25 protein-coding genes are annotated in these 22,698 nt (G+C 66.4%); 10 read left to right on the top strand and 15 right to left on the bottom strand.

All coding sequences use genetic code 11. The annotated features are described in order from the left end of the window. The first annotated feature begins 35 nt into the window (after positions 1 to 35). Positions 36 to 1,568, top strand: coding sequence for an acyl-CoA synthetase (locus tag ACQY78_RS01490; protein ID WP_428682075.1), 1,533 nt, complete (start codon positions 36 to 38; stop codon positions 1,566 to 1,568). A gap of 93 nt (positions 1,569 to 1,661) precedes the next feature. Here ACQY78_RS01490 and ACQY78_RS01485 read toward each other — a convergent pair whose 3' ends face one another. Next, the gene (locus tag ACQY78_RS01485; RefSeq protein ID WP_428682073.1) at positions 1,662 to 2,015 is read right to left on the bottom strand and encodes a cupin domain-containing protein; all 354 of its coding nucleotides are present in this window, start codon (positions 2,013 to 2,015) and stop codon (positions 1,662 to 1,664) included. A gap of 118 nt (positions 2,016 to 2,133) precedes the next feature. On the opposite strand from ACQY78_RS01485, the gene ACQY78_RS01480 reads away from it, so the two are divergent. Continuing rightward, entirely contained in the window at positions 2,134 to 2,778 is a 645-nt protein-coding gene (locus ACQY78_RS01480) for a glutathione S-transferase family protein (protein ID WP_428682071.1), read from the top strand. Positions 2,779 to 2,781: 3 nt separating this feature from the next. On the opposite strand, the gene ACQY78_RS01475 is transcribed toward ACQY78_RS01480, so the two are convergent. From ACQY78_RS01475 to ACQY78_RS01465, 3 genes are all read right to left on the bottom strand, one after another. Beyond that, the gene (locus ACQY78_RS01475) at positions 2,782 to 3,300 is read right to left on the bottom strand and encodes a hypothetical protein (RefSeq protein ID WP_428682069.1); all 519 of its coding nucleotides are present in this window, start codon (positions 3,298 to 3,300) and stop codon (positions 2,782 to 2,784) included. Between the two features lie 133 nt (positions 3,301 to 3,433). Next, positions 3,434 to 3,889, bottom strand: coding sequence for a GNAT family N-acetyltransferase (locus ACQY78_RS01470; RefSeq protein WP_428682067.1), 456 nt, complete (start codon positions 3,887 to 3,889; stop codon positions 3,434 to 3,436). A 213-nt stretch (positions 3,890 to 4,102) separates the two neighbouring features. After that, positions 4,103 to 5,044 carry a dihydrodipicolinate synthase family protein gene (locus ACQY78_RS01465; RefSeq protein ID WP_428682065.1) on the bottom strand — a complete coding sequence of 314 codons (942 nt, stop codon included), beginning with the start codon at positions 5,042 to 5,044 and terminating at the stop codon, positions 4,103 to 4,105. 19 nt (positions 5,045 to 5,063) lie between these two features. On the opposite strand from ACQY78_RS01465, the gene ACQY78_RS01460 reads away from it, so the two are divergent. From ACQY78_RS01460 to ACQY78_RS01450, 3 genes are all read left to right on the top strand, one after another. Beyond that, positions 5,064 to 6,239 carry a fumarylacetoacetate hydrolase family protein gene (locus ACQY78_RS01460; RefSeq protein ID WP_428686310.1) on the top strand — a complete coding sequence of 392 codons (1,176 nt, stop codon included), beginning with the start codon at positions 5,064 to 5,066 and terminating at the stop codon, positions 6,237 to 6,239. Positions 6,240 to 6,394: 155 nt separating this feature from the next. Further along, the gene (locus ACQY78_RS01455; protein WP_428682063.1) at positions 6,395 to 7,816 is read left to right on the top strand and encodes an amidase; all 1,422 of its coding nucleotides are present in this window, start codon (positions 6,395 to 6,397) and stop codon (positions 7,814 to 7,816) included. Beyond that, on the top strand, positions 7,801 to 8,556 hold the full coding sequence (locus ACQY78_RS01450) for an RluA family pseudouridine synthase (RefSeq protein ID WP_428682061.1): 756 nt from the start codon (positions 7,801 to 7,803) through the stop codon (positions 8,554 to 8,556). The genes ACQY78_RS01455 and ACQY78_RS01450 overlap by 16 nt, the downstream gene beginning before the upstream one ends. On the opposite strand, the gene ACQY78_RS01445 is transcribed toward ACQY78_RS01450, so the two are convergent. Next, positions 8,528 to 9,190, bottom strand: coding sequence for a hypothetical protein (locus tag ACQY78_RS01445; RefSeq protein ID WP_428682059.1), 663 nt, complete (start codon positions 9,188 to 9,190; stop codon positions 8,528 to 8,530). The two genes, ACQY78_RS01450 and ACQY78_RS01445, sit on opposite strands and share 29 nt — an antisense overlap. After that, positions 9,187 to 10,167 (bottom strand): ABC transporter permease, encoded by a 981-nt coding sequence (locus tag ACQY78_RS01440; RefSeq protein ID WP_428682057.1) that lies wholly within the window; start codon positions 10,165 to 10,167, stop codon positions 9,187 to 9,189. Before ACQY78_RS01440 ends, ACQY78_RS01445 begins: the two co-directional genes overlap by 4 nt. Before the next feature lie 298 nt (positions 10,168 to 10,465). Between ACQY78_RS01440 and ACQY78_RS01435 the strand changes: the two genes are divergently transcribed. Further along, on the top strand, positions 10,466 to 11,389 hold the full coding sequence (locus ACQY78_RS01435) for an IS110 family transposase (RefSeq protein ID WP_428686309.1): 924 nt from the start codon (positions 10,466 to 10,468) through the stop codon (positions 11,387 to 11,389). A 61-nt stretch (positions 11,390 to 11,450) separates the two neighbouring features. On the opposite strand, the gene ACQY78_RS01430 is transcribed toward ACQY78_RS01435, so the two are convergent. The 6 genes from ACQY78_RS01430 to ACQY78_RS01405 form a co-directional block, all read right to left on the bottom strand. Next, a complete protein-coding gene (locus tag ACQY78_RS01430) occupies positions 11,451 to 12,389 on the bottom strand; it encodes an ABC transporter ATP-binding protein (RefSeq protein WP_428682055.1) in 939 nt (312 codons plus the stop codon). Positions 12,390 to 12,393: 4 nt separating this feature from the next. Beyond that, positions 12,394 to 13,554, bottom strand: coding sequence for an NEW3 domain-containing protein (locus tag ACQY78_RS01425; protein WP_428682053.1), 1,161 nt, complete (start codon positions 13,552 to 13,554; stop codon positions 12,394 to 12,396). 22 nt (positions 13,555 to 13,576) lie between these two features. Beyond that, positions 13,577 to 14,191, bottom strand: a complete 615-nt coding sequence (locus tag ACQY78_RS01420; protein ID WP_428682051.1) for a glutathione S-transferase family protein — start codon at positions 14,189 to 14,191, stop codon at positions 13,577 to 13,579. 40 nt (positions 14,192 to 14,231) lie between these two features. Next, a complete protein-coding gene (locus tag ACQY78_RS01415; RefSeq protein WP_428682049.1) occupies positions 14,232 to 15,251 on the bottom strand; it encodes a zinc-binding dehydrogenase in 1,020 nt (339 codons plus the stop codon). Next, entirely contained in the window at positions 15,248 to 16,135 is an 888-nt protein-coding gene (locus ACQY78_RS01410) for an alpha/beta fold hydrolase (protein ID WP_428682047.1), read from the bottom strand. The genes ACQY78_RS01415 and ACQY78_RS01410 overlap by 4 nt, the downstream gene beginning before the upstream one ends. An 83-nt stretch (positions 16,136 to 16,218) precedes the next feature. Beyond that, on the bottom strand, positions 16,219 to 16,830 hold the full coding sequence (locus tag ACQY78_RS01405; RefSeq protein ID WP_428682045.1) for a hypothetical protein: 612 nt from the start codon (positions 16,828 to 16,830) through the stop codon (positions 16,219 to 16,221). Positions 16,831 to 16,945: 115 nt separating this feature from the next. On the opposite strand from ACQY78_RS01405, the gene ACQY78_RS01400 reads away from it, so the two are divergent. Together ACQY78_RS01400 and ACQY78_RS01395 are read left to right on the top strand one after the other, a co-directional pair. Further along, positions 16,946 to 18,277, top strand: coding sequence for a Rieske 2Fe-2S domain-containing protein (locus tag ACQY78_RS01400; RefSeq protein ID WP_428682043.1), 1,332 nt, complete (start codon positions 16,946 to 16,948; stop codon positions 18,275 to 18,277). A gap of 4 nt (positions 18,278 to 18,281) precedes the next feature. Next, complete coding sequence (locus ACQY78_RS01395) at positions 18,282 to 19,712, top strand: glutamine synthetase family protein (protein WP_428682041.1); 1,431 nt, start codon at positions 18,282 to 18,284, stop codon at positions 19,710 to 19,712. A 3-nt stretch (positions 19,713 to 19,715) separates the two neighbouring features. Here the strand turns inward: ACQY78_RS01395 and ACQY78_RS01390 are convergent, their stop codons facing one another. Then, on the bottom strand, positions 19,716 to 20,168 hold the full coding sequence (locus tag ACQY78_RS01390) for a nucleoside deaminase (protein WP_428682039.1): 453 nt from the start codon (positions 20,166 to 20,168) through the stop codon (positions 19,716 to 19,718). Between the two features lie 124 nt (positions 20,169 to 20,292). Here ACQY78_RS01390 and cutA point away from each other — a divergent pair, with 124 nt between their 5' ends. Then, on the top strand, positions 20,293 to 20,607 hold the full coding sequence (cutA, locus tag ACQY78_RS01385) for a divalent-cation tolerance protein CutA (RefSeq protein WP_425065481.1): 315 nt from the start codon (positions 20,293 to 20,295) through the stop codon (positions 20,605 to 20,607). Here cutA and ACQY78_RS01380 read toward each other — a convergent pair. Then, positions 20,604 to 21,071 (bottom strand): VOC family protein, encoded by a 468-nt coding sequence (locus ACQY78_RS01380; RefSeq protein WP_428682037.1) that lies wholly within the window; start codon positions 21,069 to 21,071, stop codon positions 20,604 to 20,606. The genes cutA and ACQY78_RS01380 overlap by 4 nt on opposite strands. A gap of 45 nt (positions 21,072 to 21,116) precedes the next feature. On the opposite strand from ACQY78_RS01380, the gene ACQY78_RS01375 reads away from it, so the two are divergent. Next, on the top strand, positions 21,117 to 21,710 hold the full coding sequence (locus ACQY78_RS01375; protein WP_428682035.1) for a TetR/AcrR family transcriptional regulator: 594 nt from the start codon (positions 21,117 to 21,119) through the stop codon (positions 21,708 to 21,710). A gap of 25 nt (positions 21,711 to 21,735) precedes the next feature. Here the strand turns inward: ACQY78_RS01375 and ACQY78_RS01370 are convergent, their stop codons facing one another. Further along, complete coding sequence (locus tag ACQY78_RS01370; protein ID WP_428682033.1) at positions 21,736 to 22,689, bottom strand: formylglycine-generating enzyme family protein; 954 nt, start codon at positions 22,687 to 22,689, stop codon at positions 21,736 to 21,738. Positions 22,690 to 22,698: the final 9 nt, after the last annotated feature.

The raw sequence follows: 22,698 nt of genomic DNA, 5'->3' as shown, positions 1-22,698 counted from the left end.
CCGTACTGGAAGAACTTCACCGAGGCCGTGAACTGATGCCGACGATTCCCTACTTCGACTGGATCGCCCACCATGCGGGCCGGCGTCCCCGTCACCTCGCCATTCACGACCTGCACACGGGACGGAAACTCTCCTACGCCGATCTCGATACGCGCATCTCCCGGCTGACCGCGGCGCTGGCGGCACGCGGCATCGCCCAAGGTGACCGCATCGCCCTGCTGGCGCCCAACTGCGCCGAATATTTCGAGCTTCAGTTCGCCTGCGGCCGGCTGGGCGCCATCATGCTGCCGCTCAACTGGCGGCTCACGGTGCCCGAGCTCGAATATATCCTGAGCGATTCGGGCCCGAAGCTGCTGATCCACGACAAGGGCTTTGCCGAAGCGGCCGCCGCCCTCTCGAAGGACCTGCTGGAGATCGATCCTGAGCGGCCCGACAGCGCCTACGAGCGCGCGCTCGCCGAGGCCGGGCCGGCGCCAGCCTCCGTGGCCCTGACGCACGACGATATCGGCATGGTTATGTACACGTCGGGCACGACCGGGCACCCGAAGGGCGCGATCATCACCCACGGGATGGTGTTCTGGAACTGCGTGAACCTCGGCATTCCCGCGCTGATCACACCCGAGACCGTGCAGCTCGTGGTGCTGCCGCTGTTCCACACGGGGGGCCTCAACTGCTACGCCAATCCGGTGCTGCATGCTGGCGGCTCGATCGTGGTCATGCGCACCTTCGATCCCGGACAGGCGCTCGACTGCCTCTCCGATCCGTCGCTCGGCATCACCCACTTCTTCGCCGTGCCCGCGCCCTACCAGTTCATGATGCAACATCCGAAGTTCGAGACGGCCGATCTCTCGCGTCTGCGGATCGCCGGCGTCGGCGGCGCGCCCTGCGCTCTCGCGATCCTCGAAACCTGGACCGCCCGCGGCGTGCCGCTGGTCCAGGGCTGGGGCATGACCGAGACAAGCCCCGCCGGCACGATGCTCGATGCCGCCGATGCGATCCGCAAACTGGGCTCGGCCGGCAAGGCGATGATGCACACCGCAATCCGCGTGGTCGACGACGAGGGAAACGACGTGCCGGCGGGCGGCATCGGCGAGCTGCTGATCAAAGGCCCCAACATCACGCCGGGCTACTGGAACAATCCGGAGGCCACGGAGAGGAGCTTCAGCGACGGCTGGTTGCACACCGGCGATGCCGCGCGGCTCGACGAGGAGGGCTTCGTCTACATCGTGGATCGCTGGAAGGACATGTATATCTCGGGCGGCGAGAATGTGTATCCCGCCGAGGTCGAGAACGTGCTCTTCCAGATCCCTGCCATCGCCGACGCCGCGATTATCGGTGTGCCCAACGAGCGCTGGGGTGAGGTCGGCATGGCGATCGTCGTGCGCAAGCCCGAACAGGACCTCGCCGAGGGCGACGTGATCCGCCATTGCCTCGCCCGGCTCGCGAAGTTCAAGGTTCCGCAATCCGTCACCTTCGTCGACGCCCTGCCGCGCAACGCCACCGGCAAGGTCCTGAAGCGCGAACTGCGCGTCCAGTTCGTCGGCCAGAACGCGCCGGCGATCAGTTGAGCTGTCGTCCTGAGCAGCGCGAAGGACCTTGCGGAGCGATCAGCGGACTACGTTGCGGGCGCGAGATTCGCTGCGCTCAGGATGACATGAAGGTCAAACCAACGGCACGTAGTCGTACTCGCCCACGCCCTGCATGATCAGGAACGTGAGCGAAGCGTCGCCGCCGTTGGTCACGAGGTGCGGCCTTCCCGGCGCGGCGACGAAACTTTCGCCGGGCTTCAGGATCACCTCTTCCTTCGGCCCCTGAAGGAAGAGCCGCATCGTTCCCTCGACCACGTAGAACGTGTCGCTGATGTTGTTGTGGAAATGCCAGGGCACCTTCTGCGTGGGCGAGAGCTGCAACTCGGCGACCCGGAAGCCCGGCCGCTGCAGGTGGTAGGCGCGCCGCTCGACCTCGTAGAGGTGGCTGGCATCCTTTACCGCTTCGCGTGTCCTGAGTTGCGACATCGTCGATCCTCCTTGCTGGAGTGTCCGGTCCGGTTTTTTGTCTGTGCCGCGAACGCACCAAGCCTTAAGAACGGGCGCGATCGCGTCAAGAAGACAGTTCGAGGAACGAGGATTTTCCATGCTCACGATTTACGGCGTCTACCGGTCCCGCGCCTCGCGCAACATCTGGCTGGCCGAGGAACTGGGCCTTCCGTTCAAGCACGTCGCGGTCATCCAGCACTATCGCAGCGTGCCGGCCGGGATGCTGCATACGCAGTCGCCGGAGTTCCTGACGATAAATCCGAGCGGCCTGATCCCCTCGATCGACGATGACGGACTGGTGCTGCACGAATCGCTGGCTATAAACCTCTATCTCGCCCGCAAGCATGGCGGCCCGGTCGCCGGCGCGACTGTCGCCGAGGAGGGCCAGATCGCGATGTGGGCGTTGTGGGCCGCGACGGGCGTCGAACCGCACGCCATCAACGTGCTCTATCATCGCCTGGGTAATCCGAGCGGCGTGAAGGATCCGAAGATCGCCGATGCCGCGGTCGAGGCGCTCAAGGGCCCCTTTGCCGTGCTCGACAAGGCGCTGGAAAACAGCGGCTGGCTGGTCGGCGACCGCTTCACCGTGGCCGACCTCAACGCCGCAGAGATTGTGCGCTATGCGCAGCCCGCCCCGGAACTGTTCGAAGCCGCGCCGCGCGTGAAGGCCTGGCTCGCCGCCTGCCAGGCCCGTCCGGCCTTCAAGAAGATGTGGGCCGCGCGCGACGCCGAGCCGGCCTAGAGATCAGGCCTCGGGCGCCGCTTTGGTCAACGTCGCAAGACGCGCCGTGGCGCCCGCGACCGCTTCCGGCGAAAACCTGTCGGGATAGGTCAGCACCAGCTGCTCTCCCGTCATCTCGACCATGCCGTTGGCCACCAGCAGTTCGAAGGATTCGGGCGGTTCCTTGCTCTTCGCCCAGTCCTCCAGGCAGGCGACCACGCCCTTGCCCTTCAGCTTGAGGCGTGTGCGGCTCGCCCGGGTGGCGCGACCGTTCTTCTGCGTCAGCAACTGCTCATAGGCCGCCAGCGTGCTGTAGAAGGCGCGGTCGAGAGGGTCGGTCTGCGTGGCCCCTTCGAGCGAGCAGAGCTGGTCGAATGCCTGCCGCCAGATATCCTCGCGACCCATGCGCTTTGCGTTCTGCATGAGCGTGCGCAGATGCTCCGGATCCGTGTAGCTGGAGATCGGCTTGCTCATCGTCTGCTTCAGCGCGACGGGTGCCTTTTCGACGGGCACGTTCGTACGCTTCGTTGAACGCTTTGCCACGGGCAACTCCTGCACATTTGTCCGGCACTGGGTGTGCAAGAAATTCACCATACCACATTGTTCGCCGTGCAACCGGATTGTTCACAGCGCGAAAACCAGCCGCCAGACCGGCCCGGCGGGCGGGTGGCGGCCCTCAGGCCGCCAGCACCAGGCGATCGTTGGCGACCGCGAAGCCGAAATTCTCGTAGAAGCGCTTGGCCGGGCCCTCACCCACCACGGCTTCGACCTGCACCGCGCGGCGCTGGCGGGACCATTCGACGGCAGCGGCGAGGAGACGCCTTCCAATCCGACGGCCGCGCTGGTCGGCGCGTACGACAAGATTGTCGACCTCGATGACCTTGTGGGCGCCCACGCCTTCGAGCGGCACAAGCCGCGTCATCAGCACCGCGACCGCGAGCACTCCCATCTCGCTCTGTGCGACCAGCAGCGTCGTGCCGGGCGTCTCGAGCCAGGTCAGCACCTGCTCGCGCGCGGATTCGCCGTCGCCGAGAAGTTCGCTGAGTTCATCGAGATCGCGCGGGCCCGCCAGCCTCACACGGATGGCGAGCGGCAGGTGTTGCGGTTCAATTTCTGCTTCGATGATCGACATATCGTCCTCCGGTTGCGGGTTCCGCCGCGGCCCGGAGGCCAAGTCCTAGAACACGAAAGCCGCCGGGATGCGGCGGCTTCGTTGAGTCATGACCCTTCGCGCCGCCTATGTCAGGGGCGTAAAATACCAAGCGTTGTGGGACAGGGTTTTCAACATGTGCATTTTATAAGCTCCGGCTCGTGAGCCTGTCAACGCGTTGCTGAGTCGTCGCGCCTATTCCGCCGCGACGGCCATCGCCTGCTTGAGGCCGGGCATGGTGAAACCGAGCTTGTCGAGCTTCTCGATCATGTCGCGGCCGGTCTTCTCGTCGATTTCGACGAGCGGCGGACGGACCGGGTTCCAGTGCGGGTCGCTGCCGTAATGCGCGATCACGTACTTCAGCGCCGGGATCATCACATAGCCCTGCATGACGCCGCGGACCTCGTTGATCCAGGCCTGCAGCTTGTCGCCTTCCGGCGTGCCGTAGGCCTTGATCGTCTCGGCGATCTTGCCCGGGTTGATGTTCGCCGTGGCGCTGATGCAGCCGACGCCTCCCGCCTTCAAGTTCTCCAGGATCGGCTTCTCGTTGCCGGAGAAGACGTCGAAACCGTCCTTGGCGAAGGCGTCGATCATGCTCTTGGTATGAGGCCAGTCGTCCGACGAATCCTTCATGCCGACGATCTGCTTCGGATAGGCCTTCATCAGCCGCTCGACCAGCTTGTGCGTGATCGGCACGCCCGAGACCCCGGGGATATGATAGAGATAGACGCGCAGGCGGTCGTCACCGACCCGCTGCACGACTTCCGAGTAGAAGCGGAACAGCCCCTCTTCCGGCACACCCTTGTAGTAGAACGGCGGCAGCATCAGCACGCCGCCGACGCCGAGCTTCACCGCATGCGCACTCACTTCGGCCGCCTCGGTGATCGAGCAGGCGCCGGTGCCGGGCATCATGCGAACGGTCGGCACGCCCGCCGCGACGACGGCTTCGAGCAGGCTCATCCGCTCTTTCGCCGACAGGGAGTTGGCTTCCGAGTTGGTGCCGAAGACCGCGAGGCCGCAATCCTGGCTGATCAGCCACTTGCAGTGGGCGATGAAGCGGCCGACATCCGGCGACAGGTCGCGCTTGAAGGGCGTGACGACGGGCGAAAGAACGCCTTTGATCCGTGCTGCGGCCATGATCTTATTTCTCCCGGGAATGGCGCGCCTTTCTGCAACGAAGCGCCGGAGACGTCCAGTGTCAGCATCACTCAGCGAAATCCTGCCCGAGGACGGCACGGCCGGAACCCTGGTCGGTCGCGTCTGGCGCGCGGGAAATCCGGCGGGGCCTTCGGTCGTCGCAATCCGGGGCGACGGGGTCTTCGATCTCTCAGCGACCGTCCCCACGATGGCCGATCTCTGCAACGCGCCCGATCCGACGGCGCTTGCCCGCTATTCGCCTGGCGAGCGCATCGGCACCCTGCAGGAACTGGTGGGCGACCTGCTCGCCCCGGTCGACCTGCAGGCGCTCAAGGCGGCCGGCGTCACCTTCGCGGTCAGTCTGCTCGAGCGCCTGATCGAGGAACATGCCAAGGGCGATCCCGCGCGCGCCGAGCAGGTGCGCGGCGAGTTGAACGCGATCATCGGCGCCGATGTTAGCGCCATCAAGCCCGGCTCGCCCGAGGCCGAGGCGCTGAAGAAGACGCTGATGGCGCGCGGCGCCTGGTCGCCCTACCTCGAAGTGGGCATCGGCCCCTATGCCGAGATCTTCACCAAGGCGCCGCCCATGGCCGCGGTGGGCTACGGTGCCGAGATCGGCATCCGGCCGGATTCCGACTGGAACAATCCCGAGCCCGAGGTGACGCTGATCGTCAGCGCCAAAGGCCGGATCGTCGGCGCGACCCTGGGCAACGACGTGAACCTGCGCGACATCGAGGGGCGCAGCGCGCTCCTGCTGGGCATCGCCAAGGACAACAACGCCTCCTGCGCGCTCGGTCCCTTCATCCGCCTGTTCGACGACACCTTCTCGCTGGACGACGTGCGCCAGGCCAAGGTCGATCTCGAAGTGACGGGCCCCGACCAGTTTCGCCTGCGCGGATCGAGCGACCTCTCGAAGATCAGCCGCGATCCCACCGATCTCGTGGCCCAGGCGATGAGCGCGCATCAATATCCCGACGGCATGGCGCTGATGACCGGCACGCTGTTCGCGCCCACCGAGCCGCGCAAGCCGGGCGGCACCGGCTTCACGCACATGGTGGGCGACCTGGTCTCGATCCGCTCGCCCAAGCTCGGCACGCTGACCAACAGGGTGGCCCATTGCGACAAGATCGCGCCCTGGACCTTCGGTACGGGAGCTTTGATGCGAAACCTCGCGGCACGAGGGTTGCTGCGGTAATAACCGTGACCGAAATGAAAACCTCATCCTGAGGGGGCCCGCAAGGCCGTCTCGAAGGATGGGCAACAGACAGCGCCTGCGTATCCCATCCTTCGAGACGGTCGTTTCGCGACCTCCCCAGGATGAGGTTCTTGGGCCGCGAGCCAAGGAAGACCATGACCGACCTCACTCGCCTGCCTGCGTCCGACCTGCGTGAGCAGATCGCCGCTAGAAAGATCTCGCCCGTCGAACTCACCGATGCCGTACTGGCGCGGGCCGAGCGGCTGCAGCCGGTGCTGAACTGCTTCGTCACCCTGGTGCCGGATCAGGCCCGCGCTGCGGCCAAGGCGGCGGAAGACGCCGTGATGCGCGGCGAGCCGCTCGGGCTGCTGCACGGCATCCCGTTCGCCGCCAAGGATCTCGTGAACACGGCGGGCGTGCGCACCACCTTCGGGTCCCTGCTCTACGAGAACAATGTGCCGAAGGAAGATGCGGTCTGCGCGGCGCGCGTGAAGGGCGCGGGCGGCATCCTGTTCGGCAAGACGACGACGCCGGAGTTCGGCCACAAGTCGCTGACCGACGGGCCGCTGTTTGGCCGCACGCGCAATGCCTGGAGTGCGGCACACACGTCCGGCGGCTCGAGCGGCGGCGCGGCGGTCGCCGTTGCGGCGGGCATCGGGCCGATCGGCATCGCCACCGACGGCGGCGGCTCGACCCGCATTCCCGCGGCGATCAACGGCATGGTCGGGCTGAAGCAGAGCAACGGCGTGATCCCGCACAGCCAGGTGGCCGACGCGTTCGGCAACTACACCTATGTGACACCGATGACGCGCACCGTGATGGACACCGCCCTGATGCTGCAGGCGATGGCCGGGCCGCATCCGTCGGACCCTTGGTCGATCGGCATCGAGGCGCCGGACTATCTGGCGGCGGCCCGCGCCGAAGGCGATCTCAAGGGCAAGCGCATCCTCTACAGCGCCACGCTCGGCAACACGCTGGTGGCGAAGGACGTGCGCGCCGCCTTCGAGCAGTCGCTGGCGCGGCTGCGCGAGCTGGGGGCCGAACTGGTCGAACTCACCGAGGAGCTGCCCGATCTCAGCTCGGCGTGGAAGGTGATCAACCACACGACCTGGAAGGCGCGCTTCGACGAGATGATCCGGCGCGACGGCAACCGCATGACGCCCTCGCTGGTGCGTCAGGTGGCCGAGGCGGCAGACTGGTCGGGCGCCGACTATCAGCGTGCCATGTTCCAGCGCAGCGATCTCTTCCGCATGGTCCAGGGTTGGTTCGAGACCGCCGACTTTCTCGTGACGCCGACCGTGTCGCGCACCGCGCTGCCGATCGACCAGGACCTGTTCGATCCGATCACGATCGACGGGGTCGAGGCCGGCGAGCTGCGGCGCAACTGGTTCCCCTACACGATGCCGTTCAACATCACCGGCCACCCTGCCCTCTCCATCTGCAACGGCTACGACTCTGAAGGCCTGCCGACCAGCCTGCAGATCGTCGGCCGCTTCCGCGACGAGGCTTCGGTGCTGCGCATGGCGGCACTGTACGAAGCAAGCGAGAACTGGCTCGACCGATGGCCCGACCTTTGAGACCGCAGACGGCACCGCGAAGGGCGCCGCCCAAAAGGCCGTCGCCGCTGACGGCCGAGCAGATCCAGGCCCGCGTGCTGCATCGCGACGGGCTGATCCTGGTGATCGACAAGCCGGCCGGCCTCGCCGTCCATGCCGGGCCGAGCGGCGCGCCCAACCTCGAAGAGTGCTTCGACGATCTGCGTTACGGCCTGCCGCGCCCACCGGCGCTGGCCCACCGGCTCGATGCCGACACGGCGGGCGTGCTGGTGCTGGGCCGCCATCCCAAAGCGCTGGCCAAACTGGGGCGCCTGTTCTCCGGCCGCGACACCGAGAAGACCTACTGGGCGGTGGTCGAAGGCTCGCCGCCGGCCGACGAAGGCGTGTTCGACATGCCGCTGCTCAAGCTCAACACGCGCACCGGCTGGTCGGTGAAGGTTTCCGACAAGGGCCAGCCTTCGGTGACACGCTACAAGGTGCTCGGGCGCGCTCCCGGCATGACCTGGCTGGAGCTGAAGCCCGAGACCGGCCGCACCCACCAGATCCGCGTCCACTGCGCCGCCGCAGGTTGCCCGGTCATCGCCGACCGGCTCTACGGCCGCGCCGTGCCCGACAGCCAACTCCATCTGCAGTCGCATGGCATCGTGCTGCCGCTGTCGAAGAGCAAGCCGCCGATCTCCGTCACCGCGCCGCCACCCGCCCATATGCTGGCCGCGCTGACGGCCTGCGGCTTCAGTCCCGAGCCGTCACCCACACTCTGAGCTTGTCGCCGGCTTCGAAGCCCGACTTCACGGCGGCCTGCAGCTCGCGGCCGGATTCGTAGCCGACCAGCGGCAGGCGCGGAAAGGTCTGCGCCGCCAGCAAGGTGAGCGAACGCCAGACCGCCGGCGCATCGGCGGCCTCGGCGACGACGTTGGAAACGCCGACCACCTCCTCGGCGCGGTACAGCATGAAGCCGGCCACGACCTTGAAGCCGCGGCGTCCCTTGAACATGGCGAAGTCCGGATCGTCGACCGGCAATCCTTCGCCGCCCTTGTCCTCGCGCTGCCAGACGATGTCGGTCGAGGGACCTTCGGCGGGCATGACGCTGCGGATCCACTTCGCGTCGAACAGCAGCTCGAAGCCGCGGCGCGACAGGTCGAGCGTGTGGAAACTGTCCTTTACCGACCACCGGCCGGGCAGATTCGATGTCTGCAGGATCTCGATCGTGGTCCGCTGCTCTTCCAGCGCCGTCTCCCCGACCGCCAGGGTGACGGCGTTGGGATAGAAGCGCGGCACGACCGCGGCGTTGACCCACATGTGCGGCAGCATGCGCCCGGGATGGCCATGCGCCCGGCAGACCGCATCGCACCAGCGCGCGTTGTTGAGAGCCGCCGCAACGGTCCAATCCTTCATGCGCGCACTTCCACACGCTGGAACACGACATAGGCGGCGGCGAAGACCACGATCATGGCGGCGATGAGACCGGTGATTTGCGGCCAGATCAAGAGCAGGCTCTGGTCGAACGGCAGCGGGGCTCCCATGATCGCGCCGCGCATCTGGGCCGGCAGCATCGGGCCCAGGGTCCGTGTCTCCGGGCTCAGGAGACCGAGCACCGCCTCGCTGAACAAAGTGCCGGGCGACAGGCGCATCAGGGCCATGGCGATATCCTGCACGGCGGCATAGTCCTCCAGACTGCGGATCTCGCTGGGCGCCACCCCGGACAGGATCGCCGAGGCGAGTTGCGGCCACAACAGGAAGAAGAACAGCCAGAGCCCCAGCGCGCATAGCGCCGAGGTCGCGGTCGAGCGGAACAGCACCGAGAACAGCATCGAGATCGCGAGCCAGACTCCGCCATAAGCGATCGCCACGACCAGGAACCCGAGGCCGCGCACCACCTCGACACCGCGCGGCGGCACGCCGAGCAGCAGCAGCCCGGCGCCGAACACCATCAGCCACAAGGCCACGAGCACCACCGCAAAGGTCGCGAGGCCTGCCAGGAACTTTCCGAGCAGCAGCGCGTCGCGATAGATCGGCTGCGACAGGACACGGCTCAAGGTGCGCCGGTTGAACTCGCTGTTCACCGAATCGAAGCCCAGCCCGATCGCCAGCAGCGGGATGATGAAGTTCAGCGCCGCTGCGAAGGAAATGCCGACCTGTTCCGGCTCCAGGGTGAAGATGCGCAGGAACAGGAACGAATTCGGGTCGACCACGGTGCGCAGGGTCTGCAGTGACGAGGCCACCGGGAAGGCGCCGAAGGCGATCACGAACAGCGTCAGCACCATCATGCGGACGCTGCTCAGGTGATCGGCCAGCTCCTTCATGAAGACCGGGCCGATCCCGATGAACGGCGAGCCCTGACGGCGCCCGGCGAATGACGCTCTCGATCCCATCCGGCCCTCAAACACACGACCTCATCCTGAGGAGGCGCGAAGCGCCGTCTCGAAGGATGGGCAACAAGCGTGGTGCTCGTGCCCATGCTTCGAGACGGCTGCTGCGCAGCCTCCTTGTATCAAGGGACGGCCGCGCCGGCGTAGAGTTGCGGGTGCGGTCTCGGTGGAGAGCCCGGAGGCTCCTGGGGCCTACAAGCCCGTTGCTGAGCGTGGTGCCTCCACCGTTGATTTTGTGATCCCGAACGGTCGCCTGGGCCGAACCGCGAGCCCGCATGCGCAAGGATGGGAGCCAAGATCCATGTTCGTAGGTATCGATGTGGCGAAAGATCACCTGGATGTTCATGTTCGCCCTGCCGGCGAAGCCTTCACCGTTGCCCGCGACGGAGAAGGCATCGAGGACTTGGTTGGGCGGTTGAGTAAAATGGCGCCCGCTCTGATCGTGCTCGAAGCAACCGGTGGCTTCGAGACGATCGTGGCGGCAGGTCTGGGCGCGGCGGGCCTGCCCGTGGCAGTCGTCAATCCTCGGCAGATCAGGGACTTCGCCCGGGCCACCGCACGGCTGGCCAAGACCGATACCCTCGATGCTGCTGTCATCGCTCACTTCGCCGAGGCGGTGAACCCACCGGCGCGGCCGCTCGCCGACGAGCAGTCCAGGTTGTTGGGCGAACTGATGGCGCGCCGCCGTCAGCTCATCGAGATGATCGGGGCCGAGAGCAACCGCCGGCGCATGCTCACCGTCCGACGCACCCTCAAGAGCGTCGATCGAGTGCTTGCGACCTTGAAGGCCCAGCTCGAACAGATCGATGACGACATCGATACCGCCGTCCGGGGAACACCGGCCTGGCGCGAGGCCGAGGATCTTCTGATCAGCGTTCCCGGCATCGGGCCCAGGATCGCTCGCACCCTGATCGCCGAACTGCCTGAACTGGGCCGTCTCGGCCGACGAGAGATCGCTTCGTTGACCGGCGTCGCCCCGTTCAATCGCGACAGCGGCACCTTGCGTGGCCGCCGTACCATCGCGGGAGGACGACCCGCCGTACGGGCTGCCCTCTACATGAGCATCCTCGTCTCCATCCGCCGCAAGCTGCCCTTGGCGCTGACCTATCATCGCCTGCGCGCCGCCGGAAAGCCGGCCAAGGTCGCCATCGTCGCTTGCATGCGCAAGCTCGTGACCATCCTCAACGCCATCCTCAGGGACAGAAAGCCATGGGCAAACGCTTGACCGCCACGACGGTCGCTCAGCATGAGGTTGGGGGTGTGATTCCATTCTGCCCGGAAGGACGCTAGGCGGCACGACGCGCCTCCTCGAAGTAGCGCGTATAGACCTCTTCGAGGCTGGGCTGCAGGTCGGCGAGCCGCGTGAGCGCACCGCCCGACGTGACGATCCGATGGGCCACGGCCGCGCGCACGTCGCGGTCGGCCACCACCCTCCACACGCCCTCGCCTTCTGGCATGACGCTCTGCACGCCCTCGATGCCGCGCAAGGTGGCGGCGATGTCCAGGCCTGCGGCCTCGACCAGGATCGCATGTCCCGCCCCCAGTACCTGGTTGGCCAGCTCGACCACCGTGCCCATCAGCGCAATCCGTCCCTTGTTGAACAGGGCCACCCGGTCACAGACGCTCTGCACGCGATCGAGCAGGTGCGAGGAGAGCAGCACTGCGACGCCGGCGCGCTTCAGGCCGCGGATCATCTCCAGCAGCTCGAAGGTCGCGTGCGGATCGAGGCCGGAGGTCGGCTCGTCGAGGATCGCGACCTCGGCCCGCTTCATCACGATCTCGGCGATGCCCAGCCGCTGGCGCATGCCACGGGAGAAGGTCGAGACCCGCTTGTCGAGCACGTCGGCCAGCTTCACGCTTTCCATGGCGTCGGCGATGCGCGTCTCGGCCTCGCGCCGGGGGAGGCCGAGCAGGCGCGCCGTGTAGCGCAGGTTCTCGCGCGCCGTCAGGTGATCGTAGAAGCCCACGGCATCGGGCAGATAGCCGACGCGGCGCTTGACCTCGAGCGGCTGGCGCACCGGATCGAAGCCCAGCACGTCGACCGAGCCGCCGCTCGTCTCGGTGAGGCCCAGCATCATCAGGATGGTCGTGGTCTTGCCCGCCCCGTTCGGTCCAAGCAGGCCGAAGATCTCGCCGCGCCGGATGCTGAAGTCGATCGCATCGACGGCGCGATGGCTGCCGTAGACCTTGGTCAGCCCGCGCGCCTCGATGACCGTGTCGGCCATCGGTCTAGCGGCGGCCGAAACGCGCGACCGCGCCCAGCAACACCAGCAGCGCCACCGCGATGACGCCGATGCCCACGATGCCCCACAGGGTCGAGGTGGTCACGGAGATGCGGAAGTCGGCGGCGGATTGCTCGCCGCGCGCGGCGGCGCGGAACGAGGCCATGTAGTCGCCCGCGACCGCCTTGTCGGCCGGCGTCACCATAACCTGGACTTCCTTCCGGTCATTGGGCGCGATGGCAGCGATCGACTTCGGGTCGAACTCGATCTTCCAGTTGGCCGGCACGGTGCCCGACAGTTCGACCTCGTCGAGCGGCGCGGTGCCCTCGTTCGTCAGGACCAGCGTGTAGGTCGAGGTCTTGCCGATCTCGGCCTCGCCGCTCAGCCGGCCGTCCTTGGTCGAGAGGGCGAGCTTGCCCTGCCCGCTCACCTGCAAAGCGACCCTCATTTCGGCCGTCCCGCCCTCGGCCGCGACCCTGACCAGCACGGGATAGTCGCCGGCCTTCACGTCGCGCGGCGGCGTGACCTTGAGCTTGATGTCCTTGGTCTGGCCGGCCTCGATGGGGATCGAGCTGATCTCGTTCGAGCCGAAACCTTCGGCGAAGCTGCTCTGGAAATTGGCCGGCCCCTGCGCCGCCAGCGCCACGGTCAGATCCTTGCCGGAATCGTTGCCGACGGTCAGCGTGTACTCGAATGTCGAGCGCGGGGTGCCTCGCAGCGACGGCAGGCGCGCCTTCAGGCTGAGCTTGGCCGGCGCCTCGGTCCCGACGCTCAGCGTGAGCGGCAGGCTGGCCTGCTGCATCGGCCCTTTGGCGGTCAGGGTGACGGTCTGCGCGCCGATCGGCGCGTCCTTCGGAACTTCGACGCGGAGCTGGACGGTGACGTCCTGGTTGATGCCCACCATCACCGCACCGACCGGCTGGCCGCCGCCCAGCAGGTCGATCTTCCAGCCGGCGGGAACGCCGCTCAGCGCGAGGGCCAGAGGCTCGGGCATCTGGCCCGCATTGTTGACCTTCACGCGGATGGTCGTGACCTCCCCCGCCCGCACGGTCTGGGACGGATAGTCGGTCAGCAGGAACAGCCCCTTCACCCCCGGCGGATCGGCCTGGGCATACGCTCCCACGCTTGGCAGAAGGAGCAGGAACAACAGAGCCAGCAGCGTGCGCATCGTGGTGTTCCTGCCCTTGCGATCAGGCCGCGGCGCTAGGCCGGGCCTTCATGCGTTCCATCCAGGCCACGATGTTCTTGTTCGCCGGATCGAGCGGCTGGCCGACCTTGGCCAGGAACTCGAGGAAGGTGAACAGCAGGATGTCGGCCATGGTGAGCTTGTTCCCGGTGACGAAGGGCTTGGAGCCCATCTGCTCGTCGAGCCAGACCAACTTCTTCCGCGCCGATTCCTTGAGACCGTCGGCGGCCTCGGGAATGCAGTGCACCCGGTCCTGGAAGATCTTCAGCCCCTGCGAGAAGCGGAAGCCGTTGGCCGCCGGCTCGAGGATGTTGAGGTCGATGCGGCGCACCCACATGCGGGTGTTGGCGCGCTCCTCCGGCGTGTCGCCGATCAGCGACGGCGTGTCCTTCTTGATCTCGTCGATGTACTCGCAGATCGCGGTGATCTCGGCCAGCACGGTGCCGTCGTCGAGTTCGAGCGCGGGACACTGTCCGGACGGATTTAGCTTGAGAAAGGGCTCGCGCCGGTTCTCGCCGCCGCGCAGGTCGACCTCGACCTTGGGCACGTCGAAACCCTTCTCGGCCATGAACATGCGAACCATATGCGGGTTGGGGCCGACCGAATTATAGAATTTCACTTTGCTTTTCCTCCCTCGAAGGCCTGAAGCGCTATCAAAGTCAGCGCCACGGCTCCACGAGAATCTTGGTGTGGTTCTCGGGATTGCCGAGTTCCGCGAACGCCGCCTTCACGCCGTCGAGCCCGACCTTGCCGGTGATCAGCGCGTCTGCATTCACCTGGCCGTCCGCCAGCAGGCGAAGGCAGCGCGCGAACTCCTCGGGCGTATAGCCCAGCACGAACTGGAGCGAGAGCTCCTTCAGGATGCCGAACAGCGGCTCGATGCGGTCGGGCTCCATGCAGACGCCGGCGACGACGACGCGCGCGTCGCGCGGGGCCGCCTCGAAGACCTGCTGCAACAGGCCCGGCACGCCGACGCATTCGAAGATCACCGCGCGCCGGCCCGGCGGCAGTTTCGCATAGGCCGACTCGACCCTGGGATCGATCACGATGTCGGCGCCCATCTTCGCCGCCAGCTCACGCCGCTTGGGCGAGAAATCGGCGGCGATGATCGGATGGATGCCCCTCAGCCGCAGCCCGACGATCGCGGCGAGCCCGACCGGGCCGCAGCCCACGACCAGCGGCGCGTCGTTGTCCTGCAGCGCCGCCTTCTCGACGGCGTGGATGCCGACCGCGAGCGGTTCGGTGAGGGCGGCGTGCTCGGCCGACAGGCCATTCGGCACTTCGAGCAGCAGAGGGGCCGCCAGCACCATCCGCTCGCCATAGCCGCCCGGAAACTCGTTCGAGTAGCCGACCGTGCGATGGCCGTCGGCCTGCGGGATCACCGGCATCGAACAGACGAGCGTGCCGGGCTTCAGCTTGCGCTCCGTGCCGGGACCGTAATCCAGCACCTCGCCGCAGAATTCATGGCCGAACACGACGTCGCGCGACAGGTCGAGCGGCTGGCGGCCGGGAATGCGCTTCGACATCTCGACCATGTGCGGCGCGTGCTTGGCATAGTGCAGGTCCGAGCCGCAGATGCCGCAGCACAACGTCCTGACCAGCACCTGCCCGGCCGCCGGCACGGGCTCCGGCACCTCGGCCACGACCATGTCGCCGCCACGCAGAACCGCCGCCTTCATTTGATGAACTCCCGCGTCGTCGCCACGAAATCGTCGAGCCGGTCATGCTGGACCCAGTGGCCTGCACGTTCGAACTCAACCACCTTGGCGGTCTTGAAGTGCTTGATGCGGCCGTCCTTCTCCGGATTGGAGGCCCAGCTTTCCTTGCCGTAGACGAGCAGGGTCGGACAGGTGATGCGCGACCACAGTTCCTCGATCGCTTCGTAACTCATGTCATACGGCTGGTTGACGCGCACATAATTGTCGAACTTCCAGCTGTAGGTGCCATCCTCGTTCTGGTTGACGCCCTGCTCCGTCAGATGACGCGCCTGCGCGGCGGAGAGATGCTTGTTCTCGTCCTGCATGCGCTTGAAGGCATCCTCGATGGTCGGGTACTTGCGCGGCGCGCGGGCCGACAGCTTGCGCTGCTCGTCGATCCAGTCTGTCATGCGCACGCTCATCGACTTGTGGCCGCGCTCCTCGATCACCTTGGGCGACGGTCCCAGCCCTTCGATCGCCACCAGCTTGCGCACCTTGTCCGGATGAATACCGGTGTAGCGCAGGCAGATGTTGCCCCCGAGCGAATGCGCCACGATCGTCACCGGCGCCAGGTTCTGCTGATGGATCAGCTGCGCCAGATCGTAGATGTAGGCCGCCATCGAGTAATTGCCGTCCGGCGACCACTGGCTGTCGCCATGCCCGCGCAGGTCCGGGCAGATGACGTGCCAGTCCTTGCGCAGAGCCTGTGCAACCCAGTCCCAGTTCCGGCAATGGTCGCGCCCGCCATGGACCAGCAGGAGCGGCGGCGCTTCGGGATTGCCCCAGTCGACATAGTGCAAACGCAGACGCTGGGAAAAGAAGACGCGGGAAGTGGGCCCCGGCATGCCGTTCAGAGAGGGGTTCATGGTCTCAATTTACCGGCTACGGTCGCACCGGCACAATGGAGGACAATGACGCTCCCGTGCGCCGCCTTTGCTCGGTCTGGCCCCTAAAATGGCCGGAGCCAGTTAATTCCTGCGCTGCCGTCCGCAAAGTCGCTCCAGATTTCGATCTTTTGAGTTGCGTGAGAGGAAACGTAGCGTTGCTGATCACTGCTGACGAATTCATTAACCAGATAATGAGCCAAGTTGGCTCCATAGCAGACGATGTCAGTCTGCATTATCGAGAATATAGGATTGCCTGAGCGGTACGGCTCCGCCGCCAAGAAACGATGTCCAAAGAGCGGCAAGAGTTTCGGCCATGTAGCGAAGTCTCTCTTGGCTACTCGAATTGCTGCATGCAGCGTCGCTGGCCGCGCCTCCCAACGCTCCAGCCACAGGCCGTTGCCGACATCGAATTCGACTCCCTTCTGAATCCATTCAATCGCCTTGTCATAGTCCTGCTTTCTGAAGTTTGCCCAAGGAAACAAAACCGCTCCGGGATCCAGAACGTTCTCCAGGAGATATGCGAAGTCTAGTGGCAGTCGGAAACCGAGTTGACCTTCGATAGCCGCAATTTCCGTGGGCGACAGGCCACCTTCGCCGTAGATGACCGGTTCCCGATTCCCGACAACTTGCTTCTCGTTCAATAGCCTGAAGAGTTCTGGTCCAAGCTTGAGCATATCCGTCGACCTGCTGCCGAAAACCGGCCAGCTACATCCTAGCCGCATCCAGAAAGCTTCGAGACCCATAAATCAGGCCTTCCACGAGTCTCCAGATTACGCCAATCTTTTGTGCATGATGAGCCCCGAGCAGAACGAGCTGATGACCCGCGTCGGTCCGGGCACGCGATGCGGCGCCCTGATGCGCCATTACTGGCATCCCGTGGCACTCGCCGACGAACTGCCCGCCGAACGGCCGGCCAAGCCGGTGCGCGTGCTGGGCCAGGATTTCGTGCTGTTCCGCGACGAGCGCGGCCGGCACGGTCTGCTGGACCGCGACTGTGCGCATCGCGGCGCCGACCTCGCCTTCGGCCGGCTGGAAGATGGCGGCCTGCGCTGCCTGTTCCATGGCTGGCTGTTCGATGTAGACGGCAAGTGCCTGGAGACGCCCGCCGAGCCGGAAGGCAGCGTGCTGTGCCAGAGGGTGCGCCAGCGCAGCTATCCGGTCGTCGTGAAGAACGGCATCATCTTCGCCTATCTGGGTGACGGCGAAGCCCCCGCCTTCCCGGACTTCGACTGCTTCCTCGCGCCCGGCACGCACGCCTTCGCCTTCAAGGGGCTGATCGAGTGCAACTGGCTGCAGGCGCTGGAGGTCGGGATCGATCCCGCCCACGCCTCCTACCTGCACCGCTTCTACGAGGACGAGGACACCGGTGCGGCCTACGGCAAGCAGTTCCGCTCGGCCTCCTCCGACTCAGACATCCCGATGACGCGGCTGCTGCGCGAGTTCCCGCGGCCCAAGCTCGACGTCGAAGCCACCGACTACGGCCTGCGCCTGTTTGCGCTGCGCAAGCTCAACGAGCAGCACACGCATGTACGGGTGACCAACCTCGTCTTCCCCTACGCCTTCGTGATCCCGATGAGCGCGGAGATGACGATCACGCAGTGGCACGTGCCGATCGACGATACGAGCTGCTACTGGTACGCGATCTTTACCAGCTTCGGGAAACCGGTCGACCATGCCGCGATGCGCGAGCAGCGGCTGAAGCTCTACCAGCTTCCCGACTACCGGCCGCTGATCGGCCGTCACAACGATTACGGCTACAGCGTCGCCGAACAGAAGAACCAGACCTTCACCGGCATGGGCTTCGACATCAACGTGCACGACCAATGGGCGGTCGAGAGCCAGGGCCGCATCCAGGACCGCACGCGCGAGCATCTCGGCACGACCGACAAGGCGATCGTCGCCTACCGCCGCATGCTGCTGTCGGCCATTGGACAAGTCGGCAACGGCGAACGGCCCATCATGTGGCTCGACCCGCAGCGCGCCGCCGCGATCCGCGGTCCCGTGGCGATCGACGGCATGGGGCCGACCGAAGGCTGGGAAGCCTACTGGAAGGATGTCGACGTGCGCCGCCGCCGCGCCTCGAGCTGGGCGGCCGACACCGTCCCGCCACTGGTCGCGTGAGCCGATGAGCCTGGTCGAACGCGCGGGCCTCTGGACCGAGGACCGCAAGGCCGCGACTCGCGAGGCCGAGCGGCGCATGAAGGCCGGCGACATGTCGGTCGTGCGCCTGGCCTTCGCCGACCAGCACGGCATCCTGCGCGGCAAGACGCTGATGGCCTCGGAGGTCGATGCGGCGCTGAAGAACGGCGTCGGCTTCACCACCACCATGCTGCTGAAGGACACGTCGCACCGCACGGTCTTCCCGGTCTGGCAGCCGGGCGGCGGCTTCGGGATGAAGGAGCTGGAAGGCGCGGCCGACGTGGTCATGCTGCCCGATCCGACCACCTTCCGTGCGCTCCCCTGGGCGCCGCATTCCGGCTGGATGCTGTGCGACATCTACTTCGCCGACGGCCGGCCGATGCCGCTCTGCACGCGCCAGGTCCTGCGCAGGACCCTCGGGGCGCTGGCTGGGCGCGGCTACGATTTCGTCGCCGGCCTCGAGGTCGAGTTCCATCTATTCAAGCTGGAGAAAGCCAGGCTCGGTGTCGGCGATGCCGGCCAGCCGGGCGAACCGCCCGAGGTGTCGCTGCTCAATCAGGGATATCAGTACCTGACCGAACAGCGCTACGACGAGATGGACCCGATCCTGGAGATCCTGCGCACCAACCTCGTCGATCTCGGCCTGCCGCTGCGCACGCTGGAAGTCGAGTTCGGCCCCAGCCAGGTCGAGTTCACCTTCCGCACCGGCACCGGGCTCGATCCGGCCGACACGATGGTGCTGTTCCGCAGCGCCACCAAGCAGATCGCCCAGCGCAACGGCTTCCACGCCTCGTTCATGTGCCGGCCGAAGCTCGCCAACGTGATGTCGAGCGGCTGGCACCTTCACCAGTCGCTGACCGACCGCAGCAGCCACACCAACGCCTTCGCCGATGCGGCCGAGCCCCTGTCGGCGACCGGCAGCCACTACATGGCCGGCCTCCTGGAACACGCCCGCGCCGCCGCGGCCTTCAGCACGCCGACGCTCAACGGCTACAAGCGCTACCGCCCCTTCTCGCTGGCGCCCGACCGCGCCATCTGGGGCCGCGACAATCGCGGTGTCATGGTGCGGGTGCTGGGCGGCCCCGGCGATCCCGCGACCCATCTCGAAAACCGCGTCGGCGAGCCCGCCGCCAATCCCTATCTCTACATGGCGAGCCAGATCGTCTGCGGCCTCGACGGGCTGGAGCGCAAGCTCGATCCCGGTCCATCGGCCGACAAACCCTATGAGACCAAGGCGCCGCTGCTGCCACGGTCGCTCGGCGAAGCGCTGGCGGCGCTGAAGGAGAGCGCGGTGCTGCGCGCCGGACTCGGCGACTTCTTCGTGGACTACTATCTCCATCTCAAGCAGGCAGAGATCGCCCGCTTCGAACTCGAGGTCAGCGACTGGGAGCAGCGCGAGTATTTCTCGCTGTTCTGAGACTCAGCCGTCCTCGCCGATATCCTCGGCCCAGATGTCCGGATACTCGTCCTGGAAGCGCTTCATCAGGCCGATGCAGCGCAGGTCGTTCAGGACGACGACTTCGACGCCGCGGGAGCGCAGGAAGTCCTCGTTCCCGCCGAAGGTCTGGTTCTCGCCGATCACCACCCTCGGAATCTTGAACTGCACGATCGTGCCAGAGCACATCATGCAGGGGCTGAGCGTCGTGAACAGTGTCGTGTTGCGGTAACTCCGGCGGCGGCCGGCCTGGCGCAGGCAATCCATCTCGCCATGGGCAATGGCATCGCCCTCCTGGACGCGCTTGTTGTGACCGCGACCGACGATGCGACCATTCTCGACGAGGATCGAGCCGATGGGGATCCCCTTCTCGTCGAAGCCCTGCTGCGCCTCGGCCAGCGCTGTCTCGAACAGTTCCAGCTCGACCGAACTCACCATGGGATTTCTCCGCCTGCGTCCCGCTGCACCGTTTCCGCCCGAGCGGAAAATGGTCTACCCAATGCCTCTCTCAGTTTATGTCAGCCCGCCCATAAGCGTAACGCCGGGATCGGAAGAGATTGCCATGACCGCCATTGCCGTCGTCACCACCGTCGCCAGCCGCAAGGATGCCCGTTCGCTCGCGCGGGCCATCGTCGAAGCCAGACTCGCCGCCTGCGCCCAGATCTCGCGGATCGAGAGCGTCTACACCTGGAAGGGCGCCCTCGAGACCGGCAAGGAGTACCGCATCCTGTTCAAGACACTCGACGAGCACTATGCCGCCGTCGAGCGCGCGATCCTCGACCTGCATCCCTACGAGGTGCCGGCGATCCACGCCTTCCCGATGATGCACGTCGCGCCAGCCTATGCCGCCTGGATCGAGGAGAGCGTGGCCGCCTAGCCCTGCCCGCCCTCCAGCATTTTCGTCCAGCGCTTCTGCATCTCCTCCGGGCTCACGACTTCCTTCGGTGAGGCGAGGAACCAGCGATAGCCGAAGGGACAGGCGATCATGCCGGAGCGGTCGCCGTAGAACTGATCCTGCACCGGCCGCACCAGGGTGGCCCCGGCGGCTACCGCGCGCTCGACGGCGGTGTCGGCGTCGGGCACGGCGATGTGGAAGGCCACGGGAGAACCGCCGATGGCGCCCGGGCTGCGCGCGCCGAAATCGGGATACTCGTCGTTCATCATCAGCACCGTGTCGCCGATGCGGATCTCGGCATGGCCGACACGGCCCGCCGGCTCGACCAGGCGGAACAGTTCCACGGCCCCGAAAGCCTTCACGTAGAAATCGATCGCCGCCTTCGCATCGTGGACGGTCATGTGGGCCTTGACTGTCTGGCCCGATGTCGCGGTCTTTGCGGCCATGGCATCACCTGTGTTATATTACGTTACGTATCGTAACGTTAATAGATGTCCCGTCAAGCTACCTCAGCCCCACCGGTGCGCGGCCGTCCCCGCGATCCACGCACCCGAGCCGCGATCCTGGTCGCGGCCCGCGATCTGCTGACACGCGGCGGGCTGACGGCCGTCACCATCGAAGCGATCGCGCAGAAGGCCGGAGTCAGTCGTCCGACGATCTATCGCTACTGGCCGAACGCGCCCGCGGTCGCGATGGCGGCGTTTCTGGAAGCGACCGGGGCGGAGCAGGCCGCGAAGTCACCCCGAACCGCGCTCGCCGGCCTGCGCGCCCAGCTCCATGCGCTGGCCGATGCCTTCGCCGCGCCCACCGGACGCAGCGTCGCGGCCATGGTGGCGGCGGCCCAATCGGAGACCGAACTCGCGAAGGCCTTCCGCAACGAGTTCATCGCGCGCAACCGAGATGCCACGCGCGCCCTGCTGGAGCGCTGCATCGCCGACGGGGCGATCGAAGCGCCGGACGACATGGAACTCACGCTCGATCTCGTCTTCGGTCCCCTCTTCTACCGCCTGCTGATGGGCCACGCGCCGATCACGCGCGGCTTCGTCGATCAACTCCTCGACACGGTCATCCGCGTCCGCGGTTGAGATCCGGGTCGGTTAAGAGGCCGCCCTACGGTGCATCCCTCACGATGCACCTGAAGCCGACATGGCTCGTCGTCGTGTCGATCTGCTCGGCGTGGCGCGCGGCCGGGCGATAGCGCTTGCAGTAGCTGGGGGCACAGAGATGCGAGCCGCCCTTCAGCACCTTGCGCGGGATGCGCACGGAGTCGCGCGGATCGTAGCTCTGCTCGAGCGTCGCGCCGCGCGGGTTCTCTGGCACGCAGCAGGCCTTGGCGGCATCGGGCGCGTGCTTGGCGGCATACCAGTCGGCCGTCCATTCCCAGACATTGCCGATCATGTCGTAGACGCCGTAGCCGTTGGGCGGGAAGGCGTGCACCGGCGAGGTGCGGGCGAAACCGTCTTCGCGGGTGTTCTCGGCCGGGAAGCGGCCCTGCCAGGTGTTGGCCATGTGGCGGCCTCCCGGGGTCAGCTCATCGCCCCAGGCGAATTCCGCGCCGTCGAGCCCGCCGCGCGCCGCGAACTCCCATTCCGCTTCGGTCGGCAGTTCCTTGCCGGCCCATTTCGCATAGGCCTCGGCGTCGCGGAACCCGATCTGCACCACGGGATGATCGTCGAGGCCGCCGATATGGCTGCCCTTGCCGTAGGGCCGCCGCCAGGTGGCGCCGAAGGTGAACCGCCACCACTGGCTCCAGTCGGTGAGATCGACCGGCTTCGAGGGAGGCGTGAAGACCAGCCCGCCGGCCTTGAGCATCCCGGGGCGCGAGCCGGGATAGTCCTTCGGATCGGGATCGATCTCGGCCCAGGTGACGTGCCCCGTCGCCTGGACGAAGGCCTTGAACTGCGCATTGGTGACCGGTGTGGCATCGATCCAGAAGCCGCCGACCGTCACGGTGTGAGCCGGCTTCTCCTCGGCATAGTGATGGTCGGAGCCCATACGGAAAGTGCCGCCGGGAATCCTGACCAGCCCAGGGTGCGGCGAAACGGCTCCAGCGACGCTATTCATGGTCCCCAG

The organism is Reyranella sp., from assembly GCF_965279625.1.
Classification (GTDB): Bacteria; Pseudomonadota; Alphaproteobacteria; order Reyranellales; family Reyranellaceae; genus Reyranella.
The sequence above is the reverse complement of the archived record's forward strand: the minus strand, read 5'-3'. Positions and strand labels throughout refer to the sequence as shown.

Coding starts and splice junctions, on each gene's coding strand:
- ACQY78_RS01490 (WP_428682075.1), top strand. CDS start 36: ATGCCGACGATTCCCTACTTCGACTGGATCGCCCACCATGCGGGCCGG.
- ACQY78_RS01485 (WP_428682073.1), bottom strand. CDS start 2,015: ATGTCGCAACTCAGGACACGCGAAGCGGTAAAGGATGCCAGCCACCTC.
- ACQY78_RS01480 (WP_428682071.1), top strand. CDS start 2,134: ATGCTCACGATTTACGGCGTCTACCGGTCCCGCGCCTCGCGCAACATC.
- ACQY78_RS01470 (WP_428682067.1), bottom strand. CDS start 3,889: ATGTCGATCATCGAAGCAGAAATTGAACCGCAACACCTGCCGCTCGCC.
- ACQY78_RS01465 (WP_428682065.1), bottom strand. CDS start 5,044: ATGGCCGCAGCACGGATCAAAGGCGTTCTTTCGCCCGTCGTCACGCCC.
- ACQY78_RS01460 (WP_428686310.1), top strand. CDS start 5,064: ATGGCGCGCCTTTCTGCAACGAAGCGCCGGAGACGTCCAGTGTCAGCA.
- ACQY78_RS01455 (WP_428682063.1), top strand. CDS start 6,395: ATGACCGACCTCACTCGCCTGCCTGCGTCCGACCTGCGTGAGCAGATC.
- ACQY78_RS01450 (WP_428682061.1), top strand. CDS start 7,801: ATGGCCCGACCTTTGAGACCGCAGACGGCACCGCGAAGGGCGCCGCCC.
- ACQY78_RS01445 (WP_428682059.1), bottom strand. CDS start 9,190: ATGAAGGATTGGACCGTTGCGGCGGCTCTCAACAACGCGCGCTGGTGC.
- ACQY78_RS01440 (WP_428682057.1), bottom strand. CDS start 10,167: ATGGGATCGAGAGCGTCATTCGCCGGGCGCCGTCAGGGCTCGCCGTTC.
- ACQY78_RS01435 (WP_428686309.1), top strand. CDS start 10,466: ATGTTCGTAGGTATCGATGTGGCGAAAGATCACCTGGATGTTCATGTT.
- ACQY78_RS01430 (WP_428682055.1), bottom strand. CDS start 12,389: ATGGCCGACACGGTCATCGAGGCGCGCGGGCTGACCAAGGTCTACGGC.
- ACQY78_RS01425 (WP_428682053.1), bottom strand. CDS start 13,554: ATGCGCACGCTGCTGGCTCTGTTGTTCCTGCTCCTTCTGCCAAGCGTG.
- ACQY78_RS01415 (WP_428682049.1), bottom strand. CDS start 15,251: ATGAAGGCGGCGGTTCTGCGTGGCGGCGACATGGTCGTGGCCGAGGTG.
- ACQY78_RS01410 (WP_428682047.1), bottom strand. CDS start 16,135: ATGAACCCCTCTCTGAACGGCATGCCGGGGCCCACTTCCCGCGTCTTC.
- ACQY78_RS01405 (WP_428682045.1), bottom strand. CDS start 16,830: ATGCTCAAGCTTGGACCAGAACTCTTCAGGCTATTGAACGAGAAGCAA.
- ACQY78_RS01400 (WP_428682043.1), top strand. CDS start 16,946: ATGATGAGCCCCGAGCAGAACGAGCTGATGACCCGCGTCGGTCCGGGC.
- ACQY78_RS01395 (WP_428682041.1), top strand. CDS start 18,282: ATGAGCCTGGTCGAACGCGCGGGCCTCTGGACCGAGGACCGCAAGGCC.
- ACQY78_RS01390 (WP_428682039.1), bottom strand. CDS start 20,168: ATGGTGAGTTCGGTCGAGCTGGAACTGTTCGAGACAGCGCTGGCCGAG.
- cutA (WP_425065481.1), top strand. CDS start 20,293: ATGACCGCCATTGCCGTCGTCACCACCGTCGCCAGCCGCAAGGATGCC.
- ACQY78_RS01380 (WP_428682037.1), bottom strand. CDS start 21,071: ATGGCCGCAAAGACCGCGACATCGGGCCAGACAGTCAAGGCCCACATG.
- ACQY78_RS01375 (WP_428682035.1), top strand. CDS start 21,117: ATGTCCCGTCAAGCTACCTCAGCCCCACCGGTGCGCGGCCGTCCCCGC.
- ACQY78_RS01370 (WP_428682033.1), bottom strand. CDS start 22,689: ATGAATAGCGTCGCTGGAGCCGTTTCGCCGCACCCTGGGCTGGTCAGG.